The sequence below is a fragment of the Methylopila capsulata genome (assembly GCF_016907975.1).
In the GTDB taxonomy this organism is placed as follows: Bacteria; Pseudomonadota; Alphaproteobacteria; order Rhizobiales; family Methylopilaceae; genus Methylopila; species Methylopila capsulata.
Map to the genome: position 1 here is coordinate 923,471 of NZ_JAFBCY010000003.1, position 18,125 is coordinate 941,595.

Below are 18,125 nucleotides of genomic sequence, written 5' to 3' on the forward strand. Positions count from 1 at the left end.
GGCGTCACCGCCCGGTCGCCGTCCGCAGCGAGCCGCCGATGTTGTCGGTCGCGGCGCCGAGCTGGCTGCGGAAGCTCTCCCGCGCGCGCTGATCGACGATGGCCGCGGGCGCCGTCGCCGCCGCCCCGATCACCGAGCCTACGCCCTGCGCCGTGCCGATCGCGGTCGCGCCGAGCGTCTCCGCGAGACCGAGGTTCGACCCGGCCACCTTGTCGCCGGCGATGAGCCTGCGCCCGATCGCCTTCACCACTTCGGGGCTCTCGGCGAACTTGGTGTGGTTCAGCCCGTCGCCGGAGCGGACGCCCGAAAGATCGACCACGTTGATCCCGCGCTTCGCGAAATCCGCCTGCACGGACGGCTGGGTCAGGTCGACCGAGCCCAGCCGCTGGACGCCGCCGGCGAGACGCCGCGAGACCAGCAGCGCGCGGTCGTCCTGGGAGGTGAAGATGGTGATGCGGTTCTCCGCCGGGCCGATCGCCTTCAGCTGCTCCTGGAACACGTCGACGTCCAGATCCGGCGAGGCGAGCACGATGTTCTTCAGCTTCGGCGGCACGGCGCCCCGGCGGATCGCGAGCTGCCGGACCGCCTCCATCGACAGCCAGCTGCCCATGGAGTGCGCCATCAGCGTGATCTCGGACACGTCCGGCCGCGCAGCGGCCTGAGCGATCATGGTCTCCAGGCTGTCGCGGGAGTAGTTCGCGCTTTCCCGGTCGTAGAGATAGCCGAAGACCGAGCCCCGCGACGGCCAGGTGAACAGGATCGGGGCGGCGTCCGCGCCGGAATCGTGGCTGATCTGGGCGAAGCGGAACACCGCCTCCTCATAGGTCGAGTTGAAGCCGTGCACGAAGATCAGCACGCGCTTCTTCGGCCCGGCCGCCCGGCGGTACCAGGCGTCCGCGCCGCCGTCCTTGAGGGGCTCGACCTTGAGCGCAACGAACTCCGTCGCCGGGTTTCCCGGGTTGCGGGCGGGATAGATCACGGCGCCGGGCTTCCGCACCCCGTCCGGCGGGATCGACACCAGGATGTTCTCGAGCGACAGGCCCTTGCCGCGGTCCCCGGAGAACACCACTCCCGGCACCGGCGAGGGCGCGCGCGTGGTGGCGACGAGCATGTCGACGGTGTGGGCGCCCGGCGCGCTGGCCGACACCGGCAGCAACGTCGCGTAAGGACGGCCGCCGCAGCCGGCGAGCGCGAGCGCCGCGGCCACGAGGGCGAGAATTCGAATGGAGCGCAAGCGGGCGGCCTCGTAGACGCATGGCGGGCGCGACGCGGACCCCCACCCTGCCGATCGCCGGCCCATCGTTGGCGCCGCGGCGCCTTTTGCAAGCCTGCCCTTCGCACGAGCGGCCTGTCCGGCGGTCGCCGTGACGTTCGCGCCACGTCAGTCCGAGGCGCCGCCCTGCTCCGCTTCGCGCGCGAGAAGCGCCCGTTTGCGCTCGACGCCCCAGCGATAGCCGGAGAGGGAGCCGTCCGTGCGCACCACCCGGTGGCAGGGGATCGCGACCGCGAGCGCGTTGGCGCCGCAGGCCTGCGCCACCGCGCGCACCGCCTTCGGCGCGCCGATCGCCGCGGCGACGTCGGCGTAGCTCGCCGTCGCGCCCGCCGGCAGCTTCCGCAGCGCCTCCCAGACCCGGCGCTGAAACGCGGTTCCGCGGATGTCGAGGGGCAGATCGAGGCCGCGGCCGGGACGCTCCACGAGGCCCGCCACCTCCGCCACCACGCGCTCGAACCCCGCCTCCCCGCCGGTCAGCTCCGCCTTTGGAAACCGGTCCTGCAGGTCGCGGACGAGCGCGTCGGGATCGTCGCCGAGCAGGATCGCGCAGACGCCGCGCGCGCTGGCCGCGACCAGCAGCGCCCCGAGCGAGCACTGCGCCACCGCGAAGCGGATCGCGGCGCCCTCCCCGCCCGCGCGGTAGGCGCTCGGGGGCATGCCGAGCGCATCGTCGGCGACGGCGTAGAAGCGGCCGCTGGAGCTGAAGCCGGCCCCGTAGATCGCGGACGCGACCGAGGCCTGCGGACGGCTGAGCTCGCGGCGCATCCGGCGCACCCGCTCGCCCTGCGCATAGGCCTTCGGCGTCAGGCCGGTCTCGGCCTTGAAGGCGCTGACGAGCCGGGCCGCGCTCGTGCCGCAGGCGCGCGCGAGCCGATCGAGGGCCGGCGGCTCCTCCGCCGCCTCGATGACGCGGCAGGCGCGCGCCACCAGCGCGGCGCGCGCGGCCGTGGGGGAGACGTCGTCCGGGCGGCAGCGCCGGCAGGGACGGAAGCCGGCGGCTTCGGCGGCGGCCCCATCGACGTGGAACGCGACGTTCTGAGGGTTGGCGCGGCGCGACGGGCACGAGGGGCGGCAGTAGACCCCCGTCGTCCGGACCGAATAGACGAAGGCGCCGTCGGCGGCGGCGTCGCGCGCCGCGACGGCGTCCCAGCGGGGATCGCGGTCGGCGGGCGGTTGGTCGGCGGCTCGTGCGGGCGCGGTCATGGATCCGATCCTCTCATGGGGCGGGGAGGATGGGATAGCGCGGACGCGCGGGGCTGGCGCTCCGGTTTCGGGGGTCAAATCCGGGCCCGAAACGAAAACGGCCCGGGCGAGACCCGGGCCGTTCGTGGCGGGAGCCCGAAGGCTCCCGCTGATGTCGTCGTCGCGGACGATCAGTCGTCCGAACCCTCGGAGCGCTTCTTGAGCGCCGCGCCGAGGATGTCGCCGAGCGAGGCGCCCGAGTCGGAGGAGCCGTACTGCGCGACGGCCTCCTTCTCCTCGTAGATCTCCAGCGCCTTGATGGACACCTGGACCTTGTGGGCCTTCTTGTCGAACTGCGTGATGCGGGCGTCGAACTTCTCGCCGACGGCGAAACGCTCGGGGCGCTGATCGGCGCGCTCGCGGGCGAGATCGTTGCGGCGGATGAAGGCCGTCAGGTCGGTGTCGACGATCTTGACCTCGAGACCGCCTTCCTTGACCTCGATCACCTCGCAGGTGACGACCGAGTTCTTGCGGAGCTCGCCCGAGTCCACGAACGGATCGCCGCCGAGCTGCTTGACGCCCAGCGAGATGCGCTCCTTCTCGACGTCGACGTCGAGAACCTGGGCGCGAACGACGTCGCCCTTCTTGAACTCTTCGATGACGGCTTCGCCCGGACGGTTCCAGTCCAGGTCCGACAGATGCACCATGCCGTCGACGTCGCCGTCGAGGCCCAGGAACAGGCCGAACTCGGTCTTGTTCTTGACCTCGCCCTCGACCTCGGAGCCGACCGGGTACTTCTCGACGAAGGCTTCCCAGGGGTTCTGCATGGTCTGCTTGAGGCCAAGCGAGATGCGGCGCTTCACCGGATCGACCTCGAGCACCATCACCTCGACCTCCTGAGAGGTGGCGACGATCTTGCCCGGGTGGACGTTCTTCTTCACCCACGACATCTCGGAGACGTGGATCAGGCCTTCGATGCCCGGCTCCAGCTCCACGAACGCGCCGTAGTCGGTGATGTTGGTGACGCGGCCGGTGAAGCGGGTGTTCGCCGGGTACTTCGCCTCGATGCCCTGCCACGGATCGGCCAGCAGCTGCTTCATGCCGAGCGAGATGCGGTGGGTCTCGTGGTTGATCTTGATGATCTTCACCTTCACCTGCTGCCCGATCTGGAGCAGCTCGGTCGGGTGATTGACGCGGCGCCACGCGATGTCGGTGACGTGCAGCAGGCCGTCGATGCCGCCGAGGTCCACGAACGCGCCGTAGTCGGTGATGTTCTTGACGACGCCCTCGATGACCTGACCCTCTTCGAGGTTCTGGACCAGCTCCTGGCGCATCTCGGCGCGGGACTCTTCAAGCACGGTGCGGCGCGACACGACGATGTTGCCGCGGCGGCGATCCATCTTGAGGATCTGGAACGGCTGCGGCGTGCCCATGAGCGGGCCGACGTCGCGCACCGGGCGGATGTCGACCTGCGAACGCGGCAGGAAGGCGGTCGCGCCCTCGAGGTCGACCGTGAAGCCGCCCTTGACCTGATTGAAGATGACGCCTTCGACCTTCTGATTGTCGTTGAAGGCTTGCTCGAGCTTGACCCAGCTCTCTTCGCGGCGCGCCTTGTCGCGCGACAGCACGGCTTCGCCGAGCGCGTTCTCGACGCGCTCCAGGTAGACCTCGACGACGTCGCCGACCTTGAGCGGGTTCTCGCGGCCGTGGCCGGTGAACTCCTTGACCGCGACGCGGCCCTCGGTCTTCAGGCCGACGTCGATGACGGCCATGTCCTTTTCGATCGCGGTGATCGTGCCCTTGATCACCGAGCCTTCGGCGATGTCGGTCGTCAGAAACGATTCTTCGAGCAGCGCGGCGAAATCTTCGCGCGAGGGTGCGGCTGCGGCAGTGGCGTTCATGAAATCTCCTGCCCGTCTTCGGGCTTAGCGGCGCCGGCGTTCGGGTTGACGAAACGGCCGATCGGGCGTCCGCCGTCCGGTGCTCGCCTCCGCGTTGCGAAGACGGGCCGGCGCCGGGAACGTGGGCGACCTTGGGCCGTGTCCGGGAAAGCCTGGAGATGCGTGGCGGGCGCGATCGGCGGGAGCCGACCGAGCGAGCCAGCGTGAGCTACCTGCTCATTCCGGACGCGGGTGGTTAGCAGATCATGCGAGCCCACGCAACGCGAGCGTGGACGCCCTCGCGAGATCGCGTCCACGCGCCCCCCCGAGGCCGGCGCGTACCGCCCCGAAATGGAGCGATCGTCGCGCGCGGCGTCCCACGGGGTCAGCGGGCGGCGGCGGTCTGCAGGCGGGGCGCCGCCGCGGCCTGGGCGGCCTGGGACGTGGCGCCGGGTTCGCCGAAGCCGATCAGCACCTTCCAGCCGGCGTAGCGCCTAGCGGGCGGCAGCGAGACCTCGTCGACCAGATAGGAGAAGTGGCTGACCTTCTCAGCCGGCTTCAGCGGCGCCTGAATCCGCGCCGCGCGCACGGCCACCGCCTTACCGGAGGGATCGACGACCGTCACCGCGATCGGGGCCGTGACGGCGTCGGCGGCGGAGCCGTTGGCCGTCGCGCGGCCGACGAGGGCGACGCGCAGGATCGTCTCGGCGCCCAGGTTGGCGCAGTCGCGGGCGGCGGAGAGCAGCGAGAGCTGGGCGGGCGCCGCGGCGTAGGCGTCCGCCTCTTTCCGCACGATCACCTCGGGGCAGTTGCGCCCGACGCGCGACGTGACGCCGCCGGCGGCCAGTTTCGCGGCCACCGCCTTGGAGCTGCGGAGGTTCTCGGCGGCTCCCGCCGCGCCGGCGAAGCAGCCGACCACGACCGCGAGCCCAAGCGCCGCGCGGCCGACAGTTCGCATGACGGTCGACATGACTGTCTCCCAAAACGTTCAACGCCCGATCACCAGAAGCGTTAACGAATCAGGCAGAAGTGAGCCCTCAGGACACGGTCAAGAAAATTTCGCTCTCAAACGCGCCGATCGGCGACGAAGCGGGCGGCGGAGCTCAAACCCTCGGCGCGCGCTCCGAAGGGTGCGATCGCGGCGATCGCCTGGGCGGTCAACGTCTCGAGGCGCGCGCGGGCGCCGTCACGCCCGAGCAGATCGACCAGCGTCGCCTTGCCCGCCGCCGCGTCCTTGCCCGTCGCCTTTCCGACCGTCTCGGCCGCCCCTTCGGCGTCGAGCAGGTCGTCGGCGATCTGGAACGCAGCGCCCAGCGCATGGGCGTAGACGCCGAGCGCCGCCCGGTCCGCCTCGTCGGCGCGGCCGAGCGCCGCCGCCATCTGGATCGGCGCGGCGATCAGCGCGCCGGTCTTCATCGCCTGGATGCGCGCCACCGCGGCCTCGTCATGGGCCTCGCGGGCCGCGGAAAAGCGCCCTTCGGCGGCGAGGTCCAGCATCTGGCCGCCGACCATCCCCCCGAACCCCGCGGCCCGGGCAAGGATGCGCACGAGCGCGATCCGCGCCGCGGGATCCGGATCGACCCGCGGGTCGCTGAGCACGTCGAAGGCGAGCGTCAGCAGCGCGTCGCCGGCGAGGATCGCGGTGGCCTCGTCGAAGGCGCGGTGCACGGTCGGCCGCCCACGGCGCAGGTCGTCGTCGTCCATGGCCGGCAGGTCGTCGTGGATCAGGCTGTAGCCGTGCACGCACTCGACGGCGAGGCAGGCTCGCAGCGCCCGCTCGGGCGGGACGTCGAACAGTTCGGCCGCCGCCAGCCCCAGCGCCGGCCGCAGACGTTTGCCGCCGCCGAGCATGGCGTGGCGCATGGCGTCGACCAGCCGCGCGGGACGCGCGCTCTCGCCGGCCTCGGGCTCGGAGGTCAGCAGCGCGTCGAGCGCGGTCTCCACGGCGGCCGCGACGGCGGCGAGGCGATGGTCGAAGGATGCGTCGGTCACGTGCGCCGAACTCCGAAAGGGCCGCTGGCCCCGTGCCCGAGCGGGCGGGCGACGTCAAGACGCCGTGAGATGGCGGGCGCGGATCGCTCTGCTAGAGTGCGCCGGGCACAAAGGGGCGACGGCGTAGATGGCGGCAATGTACGGCTTTGGAACGGCGGCCGTCCGCGGGCGGCCCTCGCTCCTCCGCAAAGCCGTGCTGGCGCTGGTCGTGATCGCCGCGGCGCCCTTCGTCCTCACGTTGATCTACACGGTCGTTCCCCCGGTCTCGACGCCCATGCTGGCGCGCTGGCTGACGCTCAGGCCGGTGACGCGGACCTGGATTCCGCTGCAAAACGTGTCGGCCGCCCTGCCCCGGGCGGTGATCGTCTCCGAGGACGCGCGCTTCTGCGCCCACGCCGGGGTCGACTGGCAGGCGATCAGCCTCGTGCTCGACCAGGGCGGCGACGGCGGCCCGAGCCGCGGCGCCTCCACCATCACCATGCAGGTCGCGAAGAACCTCTTTCTCTGGCAGGGCGCGGCCTATCTGCGGAAGCCGTTCGAGATCGTGCTGGCGCACTGGATCGACCTCGTCTGGTCCAAGCGGCGGGTGATGGAGGTCTATCTCAACATCGCGGAATGGGGGCCCGACGGCGTGTTCGGCGCCGAGGCCGGCGCCCGCCGCGCCTTCGGCAAGAGCGCCGCCCGCCTGAGCGCCCGCCAGGCGGCGGTGATGACGGCCGCGCTGCCGAACCCGGTGCTGCGCGACCCCAAGCGGCCGAGCCGCCACGCCTCGACGCTCGCCTCCGTCATCATCCGCCGCGCGGGAGGCGCCGCGGGGCTGACGGGCTGTCTCGCCCGCTGAGCGTCGATCGGCGCCATTCACCGGCGAGGGGGCTGGCGTTTCCGGCATGATGCCGCTATAAGCCCGCCCCTGAGTTAAGGCGGCGCGACGCTCCGCCCGCACATCCGCGCGCGCGCAAGCGCTGCGACCAGATCCGACGGAGTGAATGACATGGCCGTTCCGAAGCGAAAGACCTCCCCGATGAAGCGCGGCCACCGCCGCTCGGCCGACGCGCTCAAGGCCCCGACCTATGTCGAGGACAAGGACTCGGGCGAGCTGCGCCGTCCGCATCATGTCGACCTGAAGACCGGCATGTACCGCGGCCGCCAGATCCTGACCCCGAAGGAAGCCTGAGGCTTTCTGAGGAGGTCCGGGTCCCCGGACCCGACATCGAGATATGCGTCACGCCCGGCCCCTTGCGCCGGGCGTTCGTCGTTTCAGCCGATCAGGCGACGTCGGGGTCTTCGGCCAGCGCCCGGCGCGCGGCGTCACGGTGGCGGTCGGTCATGTGCATCCGCACGTTGGCGATCGCGGCCGCAAGGATGCTGGCGTCGTCCGCAAAGCCGAGGATCGGGAGGAAGTCCGGCACGGCGTCCACGGGCAGCACGAAATAGGCCAGCGCGCCGATCAGCGTCGCCCGCACGTGCAGCGGCGTCTCGCGGTCGAAGGCGCAGTAGTAGGCCGCGACCGCGTCCTCCGCGAAGGGGATCGACCGCGCCACCTTCTTCAGCTTGGGCCAGAACTCGCGGCTCACCCGCGAGGCGTCGCGCTCGAACCCGCCGGTCGTGCCTGCGTCCATGCCTCGTCTCCTCGATCGGGCCCCATGTGCGGCCCATCGTGGGACAAGGTGGCCCCGCACCTTCCGGCGATCAAGCCTCGGCGGCCGCCTTCTCCTCGAGCGCCTCCATGTCCTCGTCGGACAGCCCGAAGTGGTGCCCGATCTCGTGGATCATGACGTGCGCGACGATCGCGCCGAGCGTTTCCTCGTGCTCCGCCCAGTAGTCCAGGATCGGACGTCGGTAGAGATGGATGACGTTCGGCATCTGCCCGGTCTGGGCGACGGCGGCTCCCTGCGCCAGCCCGATCCCGGTGAACAGCCCGAGCAGGTCGAACTCGCTCTCCGCGCCAAGCTCGCGCACCACCTCCTCGGTGGGGAAGTCATCGATCTGGATGACCACGCCGTCCGCCAGCTCCCGGAGCGAGAGCGGGAGCCCGAACAGCGTCTCGTGCGCGATCGCCTCGAGGTCGGCGAGGCTCGGCGCCGCCAGCGCGGCCCAGTCGATCGTCGTCATTCCTACCCTCCCGGAACGCCATAGGTTGCGAGCGCCCATGCGATCAGGGCGACCGAGGCGAGGATAGCAAGCCCGCGCCCGAACCGCCGAGCCCAGAGTTCCACCGCATCCTCGGGCGCGCCCGAGGGGCCGGAGCCCGTCCCCTGCGCCGTCGAACCGCCGAACAGATCCTCGCTGGGGCGAAGGTCTGCGCGTGAGTCCCGCGAGTCGTCTCGTCGCATTTTCTTGAACCTTTTTGGAACGGTTACCAATCTGGAACAGTTTATCGCATACGAGAACTCAATAACGCACGCCGGCCGCTGCAGCTAAAACGCCTCGCGGCGGGCTAGCGCGCCCGCGGGTCGACGCTGATCTGAGCGCCGCGTTCCATGAACTGCGGAACGATGGCTTGCATCAAGCGGCGACGAGCCGGCGGTCCAAATTAATCTGCTGAAGAACAAACCGGAGAGAAACACCTATGAAGACCATTCTGTATTCGACCGCGTTCGCCGCAGGCCTCGCCGCGCTTTCGCTCACGCCCGCCTCGGCCGCAGGCGTGATGACCAGGGCGCCGGTGGCGACCTCGCCGCTCGTCACGGACGTCGCGTGCCGCACCGTCGAAACCCGCAAGGTCCGCAACGGCGTGACCCGCATCGAGCGCAAGCAGGTCTGCAACAACGACCGCCGCGCCTACCGCGACGATCGTGACCGCCGCCACCGCGACCGTCGCTATGTGGAGGACCGCCGCTACGATCCGCGGCCTGGATTCAACATCCGAATCGGTCAGTAAGCCCACCCTATCTTGCTTGAAACGCCCCGGCCCCGCCGGGGCGTTTCTTTTGCGTAAACAAGGCCTGTGGCCTTAAGTCCTGCTGTCCGGCGCGCACGGCGCGCTATCTGCTTTCGGGTTCGACGGCGGACGTCCGCCCGTGAACGGCGGATGAACGTCGATCTCAGATCAAGTTCATCGCTTTCGAGCGACGATAAATCCCATAAGACGCCACGCCGCACGTGGCGATGACGTGAACCGAGGAGTATTCGCATGAAGGGTCTGATCTTGTCGGCCGGCCTGGCTCTCGGCCTCGGCGGCCTCAGCCTCGCTCCCGCCGCCGCCGCCCCGCTGGCGCCCGTCGGCGTCGTCGTGGCGCCGAGCCTGGTGGACCAGGTCGCCTGCCGCACCGTGACGAAGTCCGTGCGCCGCAACGGCGTGACGCGCATCACCAAGACGCAGCAGTGCACGCCCAACCGCTACGGCCAGCGCCGCGTCTACGGCAACGGCGGCCGGGTCTACGACCGCCGCGTCTACCGGAACGACCGCCCGTACTATCGTCCGGCCCCGCGCCCCGGCTTCACGGTCCGCGTCAACCCGTGACCGCTTGATCTTAGTAGGTCTTAACGCCTGTTAATAAAAAGGCCCGGATCGCTCGCCGATCCGGGCCTTTTGCTGTCTATCGGCCCGACACATTCCCCGCAAAAAGTTTTAGACATGGTCTTCACGTCGCCGAGCACTTGCCGTGATTTCGCCATGACGGGAATCGATCGTCCCCAGCTGTGGGGCATGAGACGCCGTCCATGTCTTGGGGAGTATCGTGAGATGAAAGTTCTGGTTCTGGGAGCGGCCGCAGCGATCGTCTGCGGAGCCGCGCTGTCGGCTGCTCCGGCGTCCGCCGGATCCTATTTCGAGTTCGGCGTCGGGCCGTCGCGGCACTATTATGCGCCGCCCCCTCCGCCTCCGCCCGCGTACTACCCGCCGCGCCGCGCCTATTACTACGAGCCGGCGCCGGTCTATCGCGCGCCTCCGCGCGAGGTGTGCCGGGTGCGGACCGTTCGGGAATGGGGACCTTATGGTCCCTACGACAAGCGCGTCGAAACCTGCCGCCGCAACGACGGCTGGTGACCGCGGAGCCGCCGGACGCGGGCGCCGCGACGGCGGCTCACCACAGCGTCTTGGCGGCCTTCGCCGGCCACTCCCGATCGTAGGTCTCGCCGCCGATGCGGTCGGCGCTGATCGTCGCCAGAATGCGGCCGGGCGTCGGAAGGGCGCCCGGCGCGACGAAGGTGCTCGGGTCCCAGAGGCCGGAGCGCATGATCGCGCGCGCGCACTGGAAGTAGACCGCCTCGATCGTGATGACCAAAGCGGTGTGCGGCGCGGCGCCGTCGACCGCGAAGGACGCGAGCAGCTCGGCGTCGGCCGAGATCGCGGCGCGGCCGTTGACCCTGAGCGTCACCCCGGAGCCGGGGATCAGGAACAGCAGCGCGACGCGCGGATCCACGAGCAGGTTGCGCAGGGAATCGATGCGATTGTTGCCGCGGCGGTCCGGCAGGATGAGCGTCGCGTCGTCCGCCACCCGGATGAAGCCGCGGCCGTCGCCGCGCGGCGAGCAGTCCAGCCCCTCGGGACCGGAGGTGGCGAGCGCGACGAAGGGCGACGCCTCAATCATCGCCCGGTACTCCGGGGTGAGGCGAGCGACCTGTTTGACGAGCGAGGCCTCGGCCGGATGGCCGTAGATGGCATCGAGCTCCGCGAGGGTGGTGATCGTGCTCATGCGCGTCTCATCGGCGGGGAAAGCGTCAGCGGCGTTCGCCCGACGTCGACGACATCACGATGCGCACGAGATCGGCGGCGTTCTTCGCGCCGATCTTTTCCATGATTCGCGCACGATGCACCTCGATCGTCCGGGGGCTGATCCCCAACGCGCGGCCGGCTTCCTTGTTGGACTGGCCGGCGGCGACCAGCGACAGCACCTCGCGCTCGCGCGGCGTGAGGTGATCGCTCACCAGGACGTGGGAGCCGCCCTCCACCCGCGCCTCGGCGCGCGCGCCGCTCGCGGCGAGCGCCTCGACCACGCGGTCCACGATCCTCAGGGGATCGAACGGCTTCTCGATGAAGTCGAGCGCGCCATGCCGGATCGCCTCGACGGCCATCGGGATGTCGCCGGAGCCGGACACGATGAACACGGGCGCCGCGTAGTGGCGCTGGTTGAGGCGCTTGAGGATCTCGAGCCCCGACAGGCCCGGCATCATGACGTCCAGCAGGACGCAGGCGGGCGTCTCACGCTCGGCGCGCTCCAGGAAGTCCGCGCCGTCCGCGAACGCCAGGACCTCGAACCCGTCGGCCTCGAAGGCCGCGGTCAGAACGTCCCGGATCGCCTCGTCGTCGTCGACGATGAAGATCCGCCGCCGCGCCCCTCGGGAGACTGCCATAGGTTTACGCCGACGCTCCCCATTCCTAAAGCATACGTCGAATTACTCAGTCCCGAACTTCTGCGGGAAGAAAAGGAAGAGTGCAAGCGGGCGACGCCGATACCCTTCTAAATCCGGGGCGTTTCGGCGCGCTTGATCCATGCGGCGAGCCGCGTCCCCGCTTCCGCCACCTGGGCGGGCTCGCGAAGGTAGCAGAGCCGCAGGAAGCCCTCGCCGCCGGCGCCGAAGGCGGTTCCGGGGGCCACTCCGACGAGCGCTTCGTCGACGAGCCTGAGGGCGAGCGCGCGCGTGTCCGGCAGGCCGTCGATCGCGACGAACAGGTAGAACGCGCCCGCGGGCTCCGCGTAGCGCACCCGGCCGGTGGCCGACAGCGCCTCGACCAGCGCCGCCCGGCTCTCCGCGGCGCGCTCGATCTGGCGCGCGATGAAGGGATCGCCCTGCTCGACCGCCGCCACCGCGCCGCGCTGGAGGAACGGCGGCACGCCGGAGGTCGAGTACTGGATCAAGCTTTCGATGGTCGGCCCGAGCGAGGGATCGGCCTCGATCCAGCCCATCCGCCAGCCGGTCATAGCCCAGTTTTTCGAGAAGGTGTTGGTGTAGAGGATGCGATCCTCGGGATCGGCGACGTCGTGGAACGACGGCGCCCGCCCGCCGGCGTAGACGAAGCGGCCGTAGACTTCGTCGGCGACGATCCAGAGCCCGTGGCGCCGCGCGAGCGCGAGCAGGTTCTTGAGGTCGTCGAGGCTCGCGACCCAGCCCGTCGGGTTCGACGGCGAGTTGACGAGGATCGCCCGCGTGCGGGGCGTGACCGCCGCCTCCAGCCGCTCGATGTCCGGCGTCCAGCCGTCGTTCCCGAAGCTCATGGGGACCTGCACCGGCTTCGCGCCGCCGACGCCTGCCGCCGCCGCGAAGTTCGGCCAGGCCGGGGTGGGCACGATCACCTCGTCGCCGGCCCCCGCCACCAGGCGGATCGAGATCTGGATCGCCTGCATGCCGCCGACGGTGACGTAGAACCGCGTGTGGTCCTCCGAGACGCCGTAGAGGCGGGCGTGGTAGCGCGCGAGCGCCGCGCGGAGCTCCGGCACGCCGGCCTGCCAGGTGTAGAAGGTCTCGCCGCCGCCGAGCGCCGCCGAGGCCGCCTCGGCGATGAAGCCCGGCGTCGGCAGGTCGCCCTCCCCCACCCACAGCGGGATCAGCCCCTCGCGGCCGCGGCCGTAGTTGAACACTTCGACGATGCCGCTCTTGGGCGCGCGGCGGGCGGGCTCGGCAAGGGCGGCGAACAGGGAAGACGAGGTCATGGCGGAGAAATGTCGGTCTCTGGAGCTGCGGACCGCCGCACCTTACCCGCGGGGCGGCGCGGCCGGGGATGAATATCCGTGACGGAAACCATCACGCCGGCGTCGCGGCCTCAGAGCAGGCGCGCCATGGCGAGCCGGGGTCCCAGCGCGTCGAGGCCGATCGCGCGCTCGCGGGCGCGGACGCCGGCGAGGCCCGGCGCGAGCAGCGCGTCGTCCGCCGCAAGGAAGCCGAGGCTGCGGTAGAACGGGGCGTTCCAGGGCACGTCGCGAAAGGTCGTCAGCGTCACGGCGGGCCAGAACGCCCACGCGGCGTGTTCCAGCGCAGCCGTCATGAGCGCGCGCCCGAGCCCGCGCCGCATATGCGCGGGATCGACGGCGATCGTGAAGACGTGGAGGGCCGCGTCCAGCGGCGCGGCGGCGACGAAGCCCGCCGTCCGGCCGTCCTCGACCTCGGCGACGAGCAACAGCCCGTCGGCCAGCGCCCGCCGGAGCGGCTCCTCGGGCGGGAGGGCGCCGTCCGGCGGAAGCGGGATGCCGACCGTCCGGAACAGATGGTCGGCGCGGGCTTCGAGCGCGCAGAGCGGGGCCGGGTCGTCGTCCCGGCCGTCCCGCAGCCGAAATCCGCGCGGGGCGCTCAGCCCTCGTAGCCTTCGATCGCCATCAGGTCGATCTCGACCGCGCCGTCGCGCTTGGCCTTGGCGCGCTGGTACTCGGGCGACTTCCAGCAGGCGACGGCCTGCTCGTAAGACGGGAATTCGATCACGACGTTGCGGGCGCGGGCCTCGCCCTCGAGCGCTTCGAGCTTGCCGCCGCGCACGAGAAACCGGCCGTCGTACTTAGCGAAGGCCTCGGCGTTGTCGTTGCGGTAGGCGTCGTAGCCGGCCTGGTCCGTGATGTCGATGCGAACGATCCAATAGCCCTTGGGCATGAAAGGCGTCTCCTGGCTCCGGCGCGGCGTCTCGCGCGGGGACCGCAGGGATACGCCGCCCGGCCCGAGAATCAACCCGCCGCAGCGGCGATCTCGGCCACGATGGCCTCGGCGGCGGCGCGAGGATCCTCCGCCGAGAGGATCGGCCGCGCCACGACGAGGCGGTCGGCGCCGGCGCGGATCGCCTCAGCCGGGGTCGCCACGCGCTTCTGGTCGCCGAGCGCCGCGCCGGCCGGCCGCACGCCGGGCGTCACCGCGAGGAACGGCGAAGGCGCGATCCGGCGGACGGCGGCGAGATCGGTCGGCGCGCAGATCACGCCGTCGACGCCGGCCTCGCGGGCCTGCCGCACCCGCCGCGCGACCAGCGCCTCGGGGCCTTCGCGGAAGCCGGCCTCCTTCACGTCGGCCGCGTCCCACGACGTCAGCACAGTGACGCCGAGCACCTTCATCGGCGACCCCTCCCGGCCCGCCGCGGCGGCGCGCAGGGTCTGCGGGTAGGCGTGCACGGTGAGGATCGCCGCGCCGAGCTTGGCGACCTGCCGCGTCGCCTTCTCCACCGTGGCGCCGATGTCGTGGAGCTTCAGGTCCACGAACACCTGCTTGCCGGCGCCCGCCAGCCGCTCCGCCAGCACCAGGCCGCCGGCGAAGGAGAGTTCGTAGCCGATCTTGTAGAAGGTCACGGCGTCGCCGAGCCGGGCCACCATCGCCTCGGCGTCCAAGACGGTGGGGAGGTCCAGGCCGACGATCAACCGGTCGCGCGGGTCGAGCGTCTCCGTCACGCCAGGCGCCCCGCTTCCGTGACGAGCCGCGCCACGACCGACGCCATGAAGTCGGCGGTGCGGGGGTTGGACAGCCGGCCGTCATCGGTGAAGGCATCCGCCGCGTTGCCCACCGACACCATCTCCGGCAGCACCAGCGCGCCGAGCCCGAGCTCCATCATCGCGCGCAGCTGCGTCAGGCCGCGGTAGCCGCCCATCGCGCCGTTGGTGACCGAGCCAAGCGCGAAGACCTTGGTCTTGAACGCGGGCAACGGCGGCTTGCCCTCGACGCTGACGCGGGACATCCAGTCGAAGGCGTTCTTCAGCAGCGGCGGGAAGCTGGCGTTGTACTCCGGGCTCGCCACGAAGGCGCCGTGCTGCGCGAGGAACAGGTCGACCAGCGCCTTGGCCGCGTCCGGCACGCCCTCGCGCGCCTGCAGGTCGCCGTCGTAGAGCGGCAGCGGGTAGTCCTTCAGCGAGATGTGGGTGGTCTCCGCGCCGGCGTCCTCGAGCGCGCGCGCGACCACGGCCGCGAGCTTTTCGTTGAGCGAGCCGGTGCGGATCGATCCCGCGAGCACGACGATTTTCGGCGCGGCCATAGCGTCTTCCTTCCAGCGGTCGTGCGGCGTGTGTCGGAACGGCGTCGTCGGGGGATCAGGCCGGGCGGCGGTAGATCCACACCCGCGCCGGCGGCAGGTTCAGCCACACCCGCGGCGAGCCCGCCGCGGTCGTCTCGCCGATCGCCTCGCGCGGGATCGGCGGCACGACGCCGTAGGTGAACTGGATGAACGGCGCGCCGGGGCGGGACATATGAAAACAGTCCTCCAGCAGCGCGACGCGCTGGCGGATGGGCTTGGTCAGCAGCGGCAGGCTGCACACCGTCGCCGTCAGCGGCTGCTCCAGCACGCCGGCGAGCGTCTGGCGCGCGGCGTAGGCGTCGCCCTGCACCACCGTCACGCCGGGAAAGCGCTTGCGCAGGAGCGTCACGAATTCCGGGTTGAACTCGACCAGCACCAGCCGCTCGGGCGCGACGCCGCGCTCGAGCAGCGCTTCCGTGACCGGACCCGTGCCAGGGCCGATCTCCAGCACCAGGCCCGGTTCGTCCGGATCGACGTAGCGCGCCATCATGCGCGCGAGGCCCTTGCCCGAGGGGCTGACCGCGCCGGTCACAAGCGGCTTGTCGAACCAAGACTTCAAGAACCGCGCCTCGTCGGCGAGATCGATGCCCTTGGGGCGAGCGTCTGCGCGGCGAGGGGAGCGCCTTGCGGGCTCAAGCATGGACGACGAGGCTCCGGTGACGACACGAAGGCGAGACGACGGTCATACGATGATCAGGATCGCGCTTATGTGACAAGCGCCGGAAGGTCACGCTCCGCCGAAAAACTCTTTCACACGCGAAAAGAACCCGGTCGATTCCGGATGGTTCGCCTCGGACTCCTCCGCGGCGAAAGCCTCCAGCAACTCGCGCTGCTTGCGCGAGAGCTTCTGGGGAATCTCGACCACGGCCTGGATGTACATGTCGCCGAAATCCTTGGAGCGCAGGATCGGCATGCCCTTGCCGCGCAAGCGGAATTGCATGCCCGACTGGGTGCCCTCGGGGATCTTCACGCGCGTCCGGCCGCCGTCGATGGTGGGCGCCTCGAACGATCCGCCGAGCGCCGCCGTCGTCATCGCGATCGGCACCCGGCAGTAGAGATCGGCCCCGTCGCGCTGGAACAGCGCATGGTCTTCGAGCGACAGAAAAATGTAGAGGTCGCCCGACGGGCCGCCGCGCAGGCCCGCCTCGCCCTCGCCCGACAGGCGGATGCGGGTGCCGTCCTCGACGCCCGCCGGGATCGCGACCTCGAGCGTGCGCTCCTTGGTGATGCGGCCGGCGCCGCCGCAGGCGTCGCAGGGGTCGTCGATCACCTCGCCCCGGCCCTGGCAGGTCGGGCAGGTCCGCTCCATCAGGAAGAAGCCCTGGCTGGCGCGCACCTTGCCGGCGCCGCCGCAGGTGGCGCACTGGCGCGGCTTCGAGCCGGGCTTCGCGCCGGTGCCGGAGCAGGCCTCGCAGGCGAGGCTGGTCGGAATGCGGATCTGCGCGGTCTTGCCGGCGAAGGCGTCCTCGAGCGTGATCTCCATGTTGTAGCGGAGATCGGCGCCGCGCTCGCGCCCACTGCTCGATCGGCCGCGCCCTTGCCCCCCGCCGCCGCCGAAGAAGGAGTCGAAGATGTCGGACATGAAGTCCGACATGTCCGGTCCCGCGCCGCGCGGACCGCCGCCGCCCATGCCGCCCTGCTCGAAGGCCGCGTGGCCGAAGCGGTCGTAGGCCGCCCGCTTGTCCGCGTCCTTCAGGCAGTCGTAGGCCGCGTTGATCTCTTTGAAGTTGGCCTCGGCCGCCTGATCGCCCGGATTGCGGTCCGGATGCCAGCGCATCGCCGCCTTGCGATAGGCGACCTTCAGCTCCGCGTCGCTCGCCGTGCGCTCGACCTCGAGAACCTCGTAGAAGTCGCGTTTCGCCATTCCGCCACCAGTTTTGGACCGCACCCGACAGGACGGCTAGATAAAGTCATGAAGGTCGACCCGCAAGAACGCTGCGTTTCGACCGCGAAGAGAGCGACGCCAGATCAGGAGGCGGCGCTTGGCGCGCGCCCATTGAGCTTGGGCGCCGCCGCGAACATCTAAACCGACCGCGCCGCGACCACGTTGAGCCGGGTTCGCGCCGCGATCCGGTAGCCATTCGAGGCGAGCAGCTGCAGCATCGGCCCCGCTTCCGCGGCGGTGCGCCCGACCTCGACCACCAGCATGCGCGGCAGTTGCGCGGCGGGCGCCTGCTCGAACAATCCCGCAAGCGCCTCGAAGTCCATGCCCTCGACGTCGACCTTCATGGCGTCGACGGAGACGACGCCATGCCGTGCGAGAATCACCGGCAGCGGCTGCACCTCGACCTCCACGCCGTCGCCTCGGGCGTCGTTGACCAGCCGGACCTCGCCGCGGTTGCGGGCGTGCTCGATCAGGAAGGCCGCGCCCGGCTCACGCCCGACCGCGGACGGATCGATCGTCACGTCCAGCCCGCTCGCCGCGACGTTGGCGGCCAGCCGCGCCCGGTTGGTCGGGTCGGGCTCGATCGCGATCACCCGCAGACGCCGTCCGGCGCGGCGGGCGACAGAAGCCAGCGACAGCCCGTAGAAGCCGACGTTCGCGCCGACGTCCACGAAGGTCGCTTCCGCCTCGGGATCGCCTTCCAGCACCGCCCCTTCGAGCAGGCCGCGCTCCTCGGCGTCCCAGAGATGGGGCGCCAGGAACACGCGCTTTTCCGTCCGGTTGGTCGCCGGGCGGAGCCGCGCGTGGACCGAGGGGAACACTTCGACGTCGTAGGGACCTGCGCCCGCCGCGAAGCAGATCTGCCGCAGCAGGGATGCGAGACGGAGACCCGCCGCGTTGGCCGGAACGCGCGATCCGAGCGCGCGCAGCGTCTCGACGACGCGCGGGGGACGATGCGCGCCATAGGGAGGGTCGGTCTGGACGGCGTCCGTCATG

At 70.9% G+C, this 18,125-nt stretch carries 22 protein-coding genes; 5 read left to right on the forward strand and 17 right to left on the reverse strand.

The features are described from left to right. Positions 1-4 precede the first annotated feature (4 nt). The 5 genes from JOD31_RS15545 to JOD31_RS15565 form a co-directional block, all read right to left on the reverse strand. The gene (locus tag JOD31_RS15545; protein WP_210341500.1) at positions 5-1,234 is read right to left on the reverse strand and encodes an alpha/beta hydrolase; all 1,230 of its coding nucleotides are present in this window, start codon (positions 1,232-1,234) and stop codon (positions 5-7) included. 147 nt (positions 1,235-1,381) lie between these two features. Then, positions 1,382-2,476 (reverse strand): bifunctional DNA-binding transcriptional regulator/O6-methylguanine-DNA methyltransferase Ada, encoded by a 1,095-nt coding sequence (ada, locus tag JOD31_RS15550; RefSeq protein WP_204951329.1) that lies wholly within the window; start codon positions 2,474-2,476, stop codon positions 1,382-1,384. A gap of 170 nt (positions 2,477-2,646) precedes the next feature. Next, positions 2,647-4,356, reverse strand: a complete 1,710-nt coding sequence (rpsA, locus tag JOD31_RS15555) for a 30S ribosomal protein S1 (RefSeq protein ID WP_204951330.1) — start codon at positions 4,354-4,356, stop codon at positions 2,647-2,649. 364 nt (positions 4,357-4,720) lie between these two features. After that, on the reverse strand, positions 4,721-5,305 hold the full coding sequence (locus JOD31_RS15560; protein WP_204951331.1) for a hypothetical protein: 585 nt from the start codon (positions 5,303-5,305) through the stop codon (positions 4,721-4,723). 95 nt (positions 5,306-5,400) lie between these two features. Continuing rightward, complete coding sequence (locus JOD31_RS15565) at positions 5,401-6,327, reverse strand: polyprenyl synthetase family protein (RefSeq protein WP_204951332.1); 927 nt, start codon at positions 6,325-6,327, stop codon at positions 5,401-5,403. A 136-nt stretch (positions 6,328-6,463) separates the two neighbouring features. Between JOD31_RS15565 and mtgA the strand changes: the two genes are divergently transcribed. Together mtgA and rpmF are read left to right on the forward strand one after the other, a co-directional pair. Then, positions 6,464-7,168, forward strand: coding sequence for a monofunctional biosynthetic peptidoglycan transglycosylase (gene mtgA / locus JOD31_RS15570; RefSeq protein ID WP_204951434.1), 705 nt, complete (start codon positions 6,464-6,466; stop codon positions 7,166-7,168). A gap of 150 nt (positions 7,169-7,318) precedes the next feature. Further along, complete coding sequence (gene rpmF / locus JOD31_RS15575) at positions 7,319-7,501, forward strand: 50S ribosomal protein L32 (RefSeq protein WP_020186752.1); 183 nt, start codon at positions 7,319-7,321, stop codon at positions 7,499-7,501. 91 nt (positions 7,502-7,592) lie between these two features. Here rpmF and JOD31_RS15580 read toward each other — a convergent pair whose 3' ends face one another. Both JOD31_RS15580 and JOD31_RS15585 read right to left on the reverse strand, forming a co-directional pair. Then, on the reverse strand, positions 7,593-7,946 hold the full coding sequence (locus JOD31_RS15580) for a YkvA family protein (RefSeq protein WP_204951333.1): 354 nt from the start codon (positions 7,944-7,946) through the stop codon (positions 7,593-7,595). A 70-nt stretch (positions 7,947-8,016) separates the two neighbouring features. Then, positions 8,017-8,439 (reverse strand): metallopeptidase family protein, encoded by a 423-nt coding sequence (locus tag JOD31_RS15585; RefSeq protein WP_204951334.1) that lies wholly within the window; start codon positions 8,437-8,439, stop codon positions 8,017-8,019. A gap of 457 nt (positions 8,440-8,896) precedes the next feature. On the opposite strand from JOD31_RS15585, the gene JOD31_RS15590 reads away from it, so the two are divergent. The 3 genes from JOD31_RS15590 to JOD31_RS15600 all read left to right on the forward strand — a co-directional run bounded on the left by JOD31_RS15590 (position 8,897) and on the right by JOD31_RS15600 (position 10,315). Beyond that, positions 8,897-9,208 (forward strand): hypothetical protein, encoded by a 312-nt coding sequence (locus tag JOD31_RS15590; protein ID WP_204951335.1) that lies wholly within the window; start codon positions 8,897-8,899, stop codon positions 9,206-9,208. Between the two features lie 252 nt (positions 9,209-9,460). Beyond that, positions 9,461-9,790 (forward strand): hypothetical protein, encoded by a 330-nt coding sequence (locus JOD31_RS15595; RefSeq protein ID WP_204951336.1) that lies wholly within the window; start codon positions 9,461-9,463, stop codon positions 9,788-9,790. Between the two features lie 222 nt (positions 9,791-10,012). After that, the gene (locus tag JOD31_RS15600) at positions 10,013-10,315 is read left to right on the forward strand and encodes a hypothetical protein (RefSeq protein ID WP_204951337.1); all 303 of its coding nucleotides are present in this window, start codon (positions 10,013-10,015) and stop codon (positions 10,313-10,315) included. 37 nt (positions 10,316-10,352) lie between these two features. Here the strand turns inward: JOD31_RS15600 and JOD31_RS15605 are convergent, their stop codons facing one another. The 10 genes from JOD31_RS15605 to JOD31_RS15650 form a co-directional block, all read right to left on the reverse strand. Next, positions 10,353-10,964, reverse strand: a complete 612-nt coding sequence (locus tag JOD31_RS15605) for a pyridoxamine 5'-phosphate oxidase family protein (protein WP_204951338.1) — start codon at positions 10,962-10,964, stop codon at positions 10,353-10,355. Positions 10,965-10,989: 25 nt separating this feature from the next. After that, positions 10,990-11,622: a response regulator transcription factor gene (locus JOD31_RS15610; protein ID WP_204951339.1), complete on the reverse strand. Its 633-nt coding sequence runs from the start codon at positions 11,620-11,622 to the stop codon at positions 10,990-10,992. A gap of 107 nt (positions 11,623-11,729) precedes the next feature. Then, positions 11,730-12,920 (reverse strand): pyridoxal phosphate-dependent aminotransferase, encoded by a 1,191-nt coding sequence (locus JOD31_RS15615; RefSeq protein ID WP_204951340.1) that lies wholly within the window; start codon positions 12,918-12,920, stop codon positions 11,730-11,732. 110 nt (positions 12,921-13,030) lie between these two features. Next, positions 13,031-13,648, reverse strand: coding sequence for a GNAT family N-acetyltransferase (locus JOD31_RS15620; protein ID WP_309299055.1), 618 nt, complete (start codon positions 13,646-13,648; stop codon positions 13,031-13,033). Next, positions 13,555-13,848 carry a DUF1330 domain-containing protein gene (locus JOD31_RS15625; RefSeq protein WP_204951342.1) on the reverse strand — a complete coding sequence of 98 codons (294 nt, stop codon included), beginning with the start codon at positions 13,846-13,848 and terminating at the stop codon, positions 13,555-13,557. The genes JOD31_RS15620 and JOD31_RS15625 overlap by 94 nt, the downstream gene beginning before the upstream one ends. A gap of 71 nt (positions 13,849-13,919) precedes the next feature. Then, on the reverse strand, positions 13,920-14,627 hold the full coding sequence (gene pyrF, locus JOD31_RS15630; RefSeq protein ID WP_204951343.1) for an orotidine-5'-phosphate decarboxylase: 708 nt from the start codon (positions 14,625-14,627) through the stop codon (positions 13,920-13,922). Beyond that, entirely contained in the window at positions 14,624-15,205 is a 582-nt protein-coding gene (locus tag JOD31_RS15635; RefSeq protein WP_204951344.1) for an NADPH-dependent FMN reductase, read from the reverse strand. The genes pyrF and JOD31_RS15635 overlap by 4 nt, the downstream gene beginning before the upstream one ends. Positions 15,206-15,260: 55 nt before the next feature. Further along, entirely contained in the window at positions 15,261-15,884 is a 624-nt protein-coding gene (locus JOD31_RS15640; protein WP_204951345.1) for a class I SAM-dependent methyltransferase, read from the reverse strand. 87 nt (positions 15,885-15,971) lie between these two features. After that, positions 15,972-17,108: a molecular chaperone DnaJ gene (gene dnaJ, locus JOD31_RS15645; RefSeq protein WP_204951346.1), complete on the reverse strand. Its 1,137-nt coding sequence runs from the start codon at positions 17,106-17,108 to the stop codon at positions 15,972-15,974. 158 nt (positions 17,109-17,266) lie between these two features. Beyond that, entirely contained in the window at positions 17,267-18,124 is an 858-nt protein-coding gene (locus JOD31_RS15650) for an FkbM family methyltransferase (protein ID WP_204951347.1), read from the reverse strand. Between the last annotated feature and the right edge of the window lies 1 nt (position 18,125).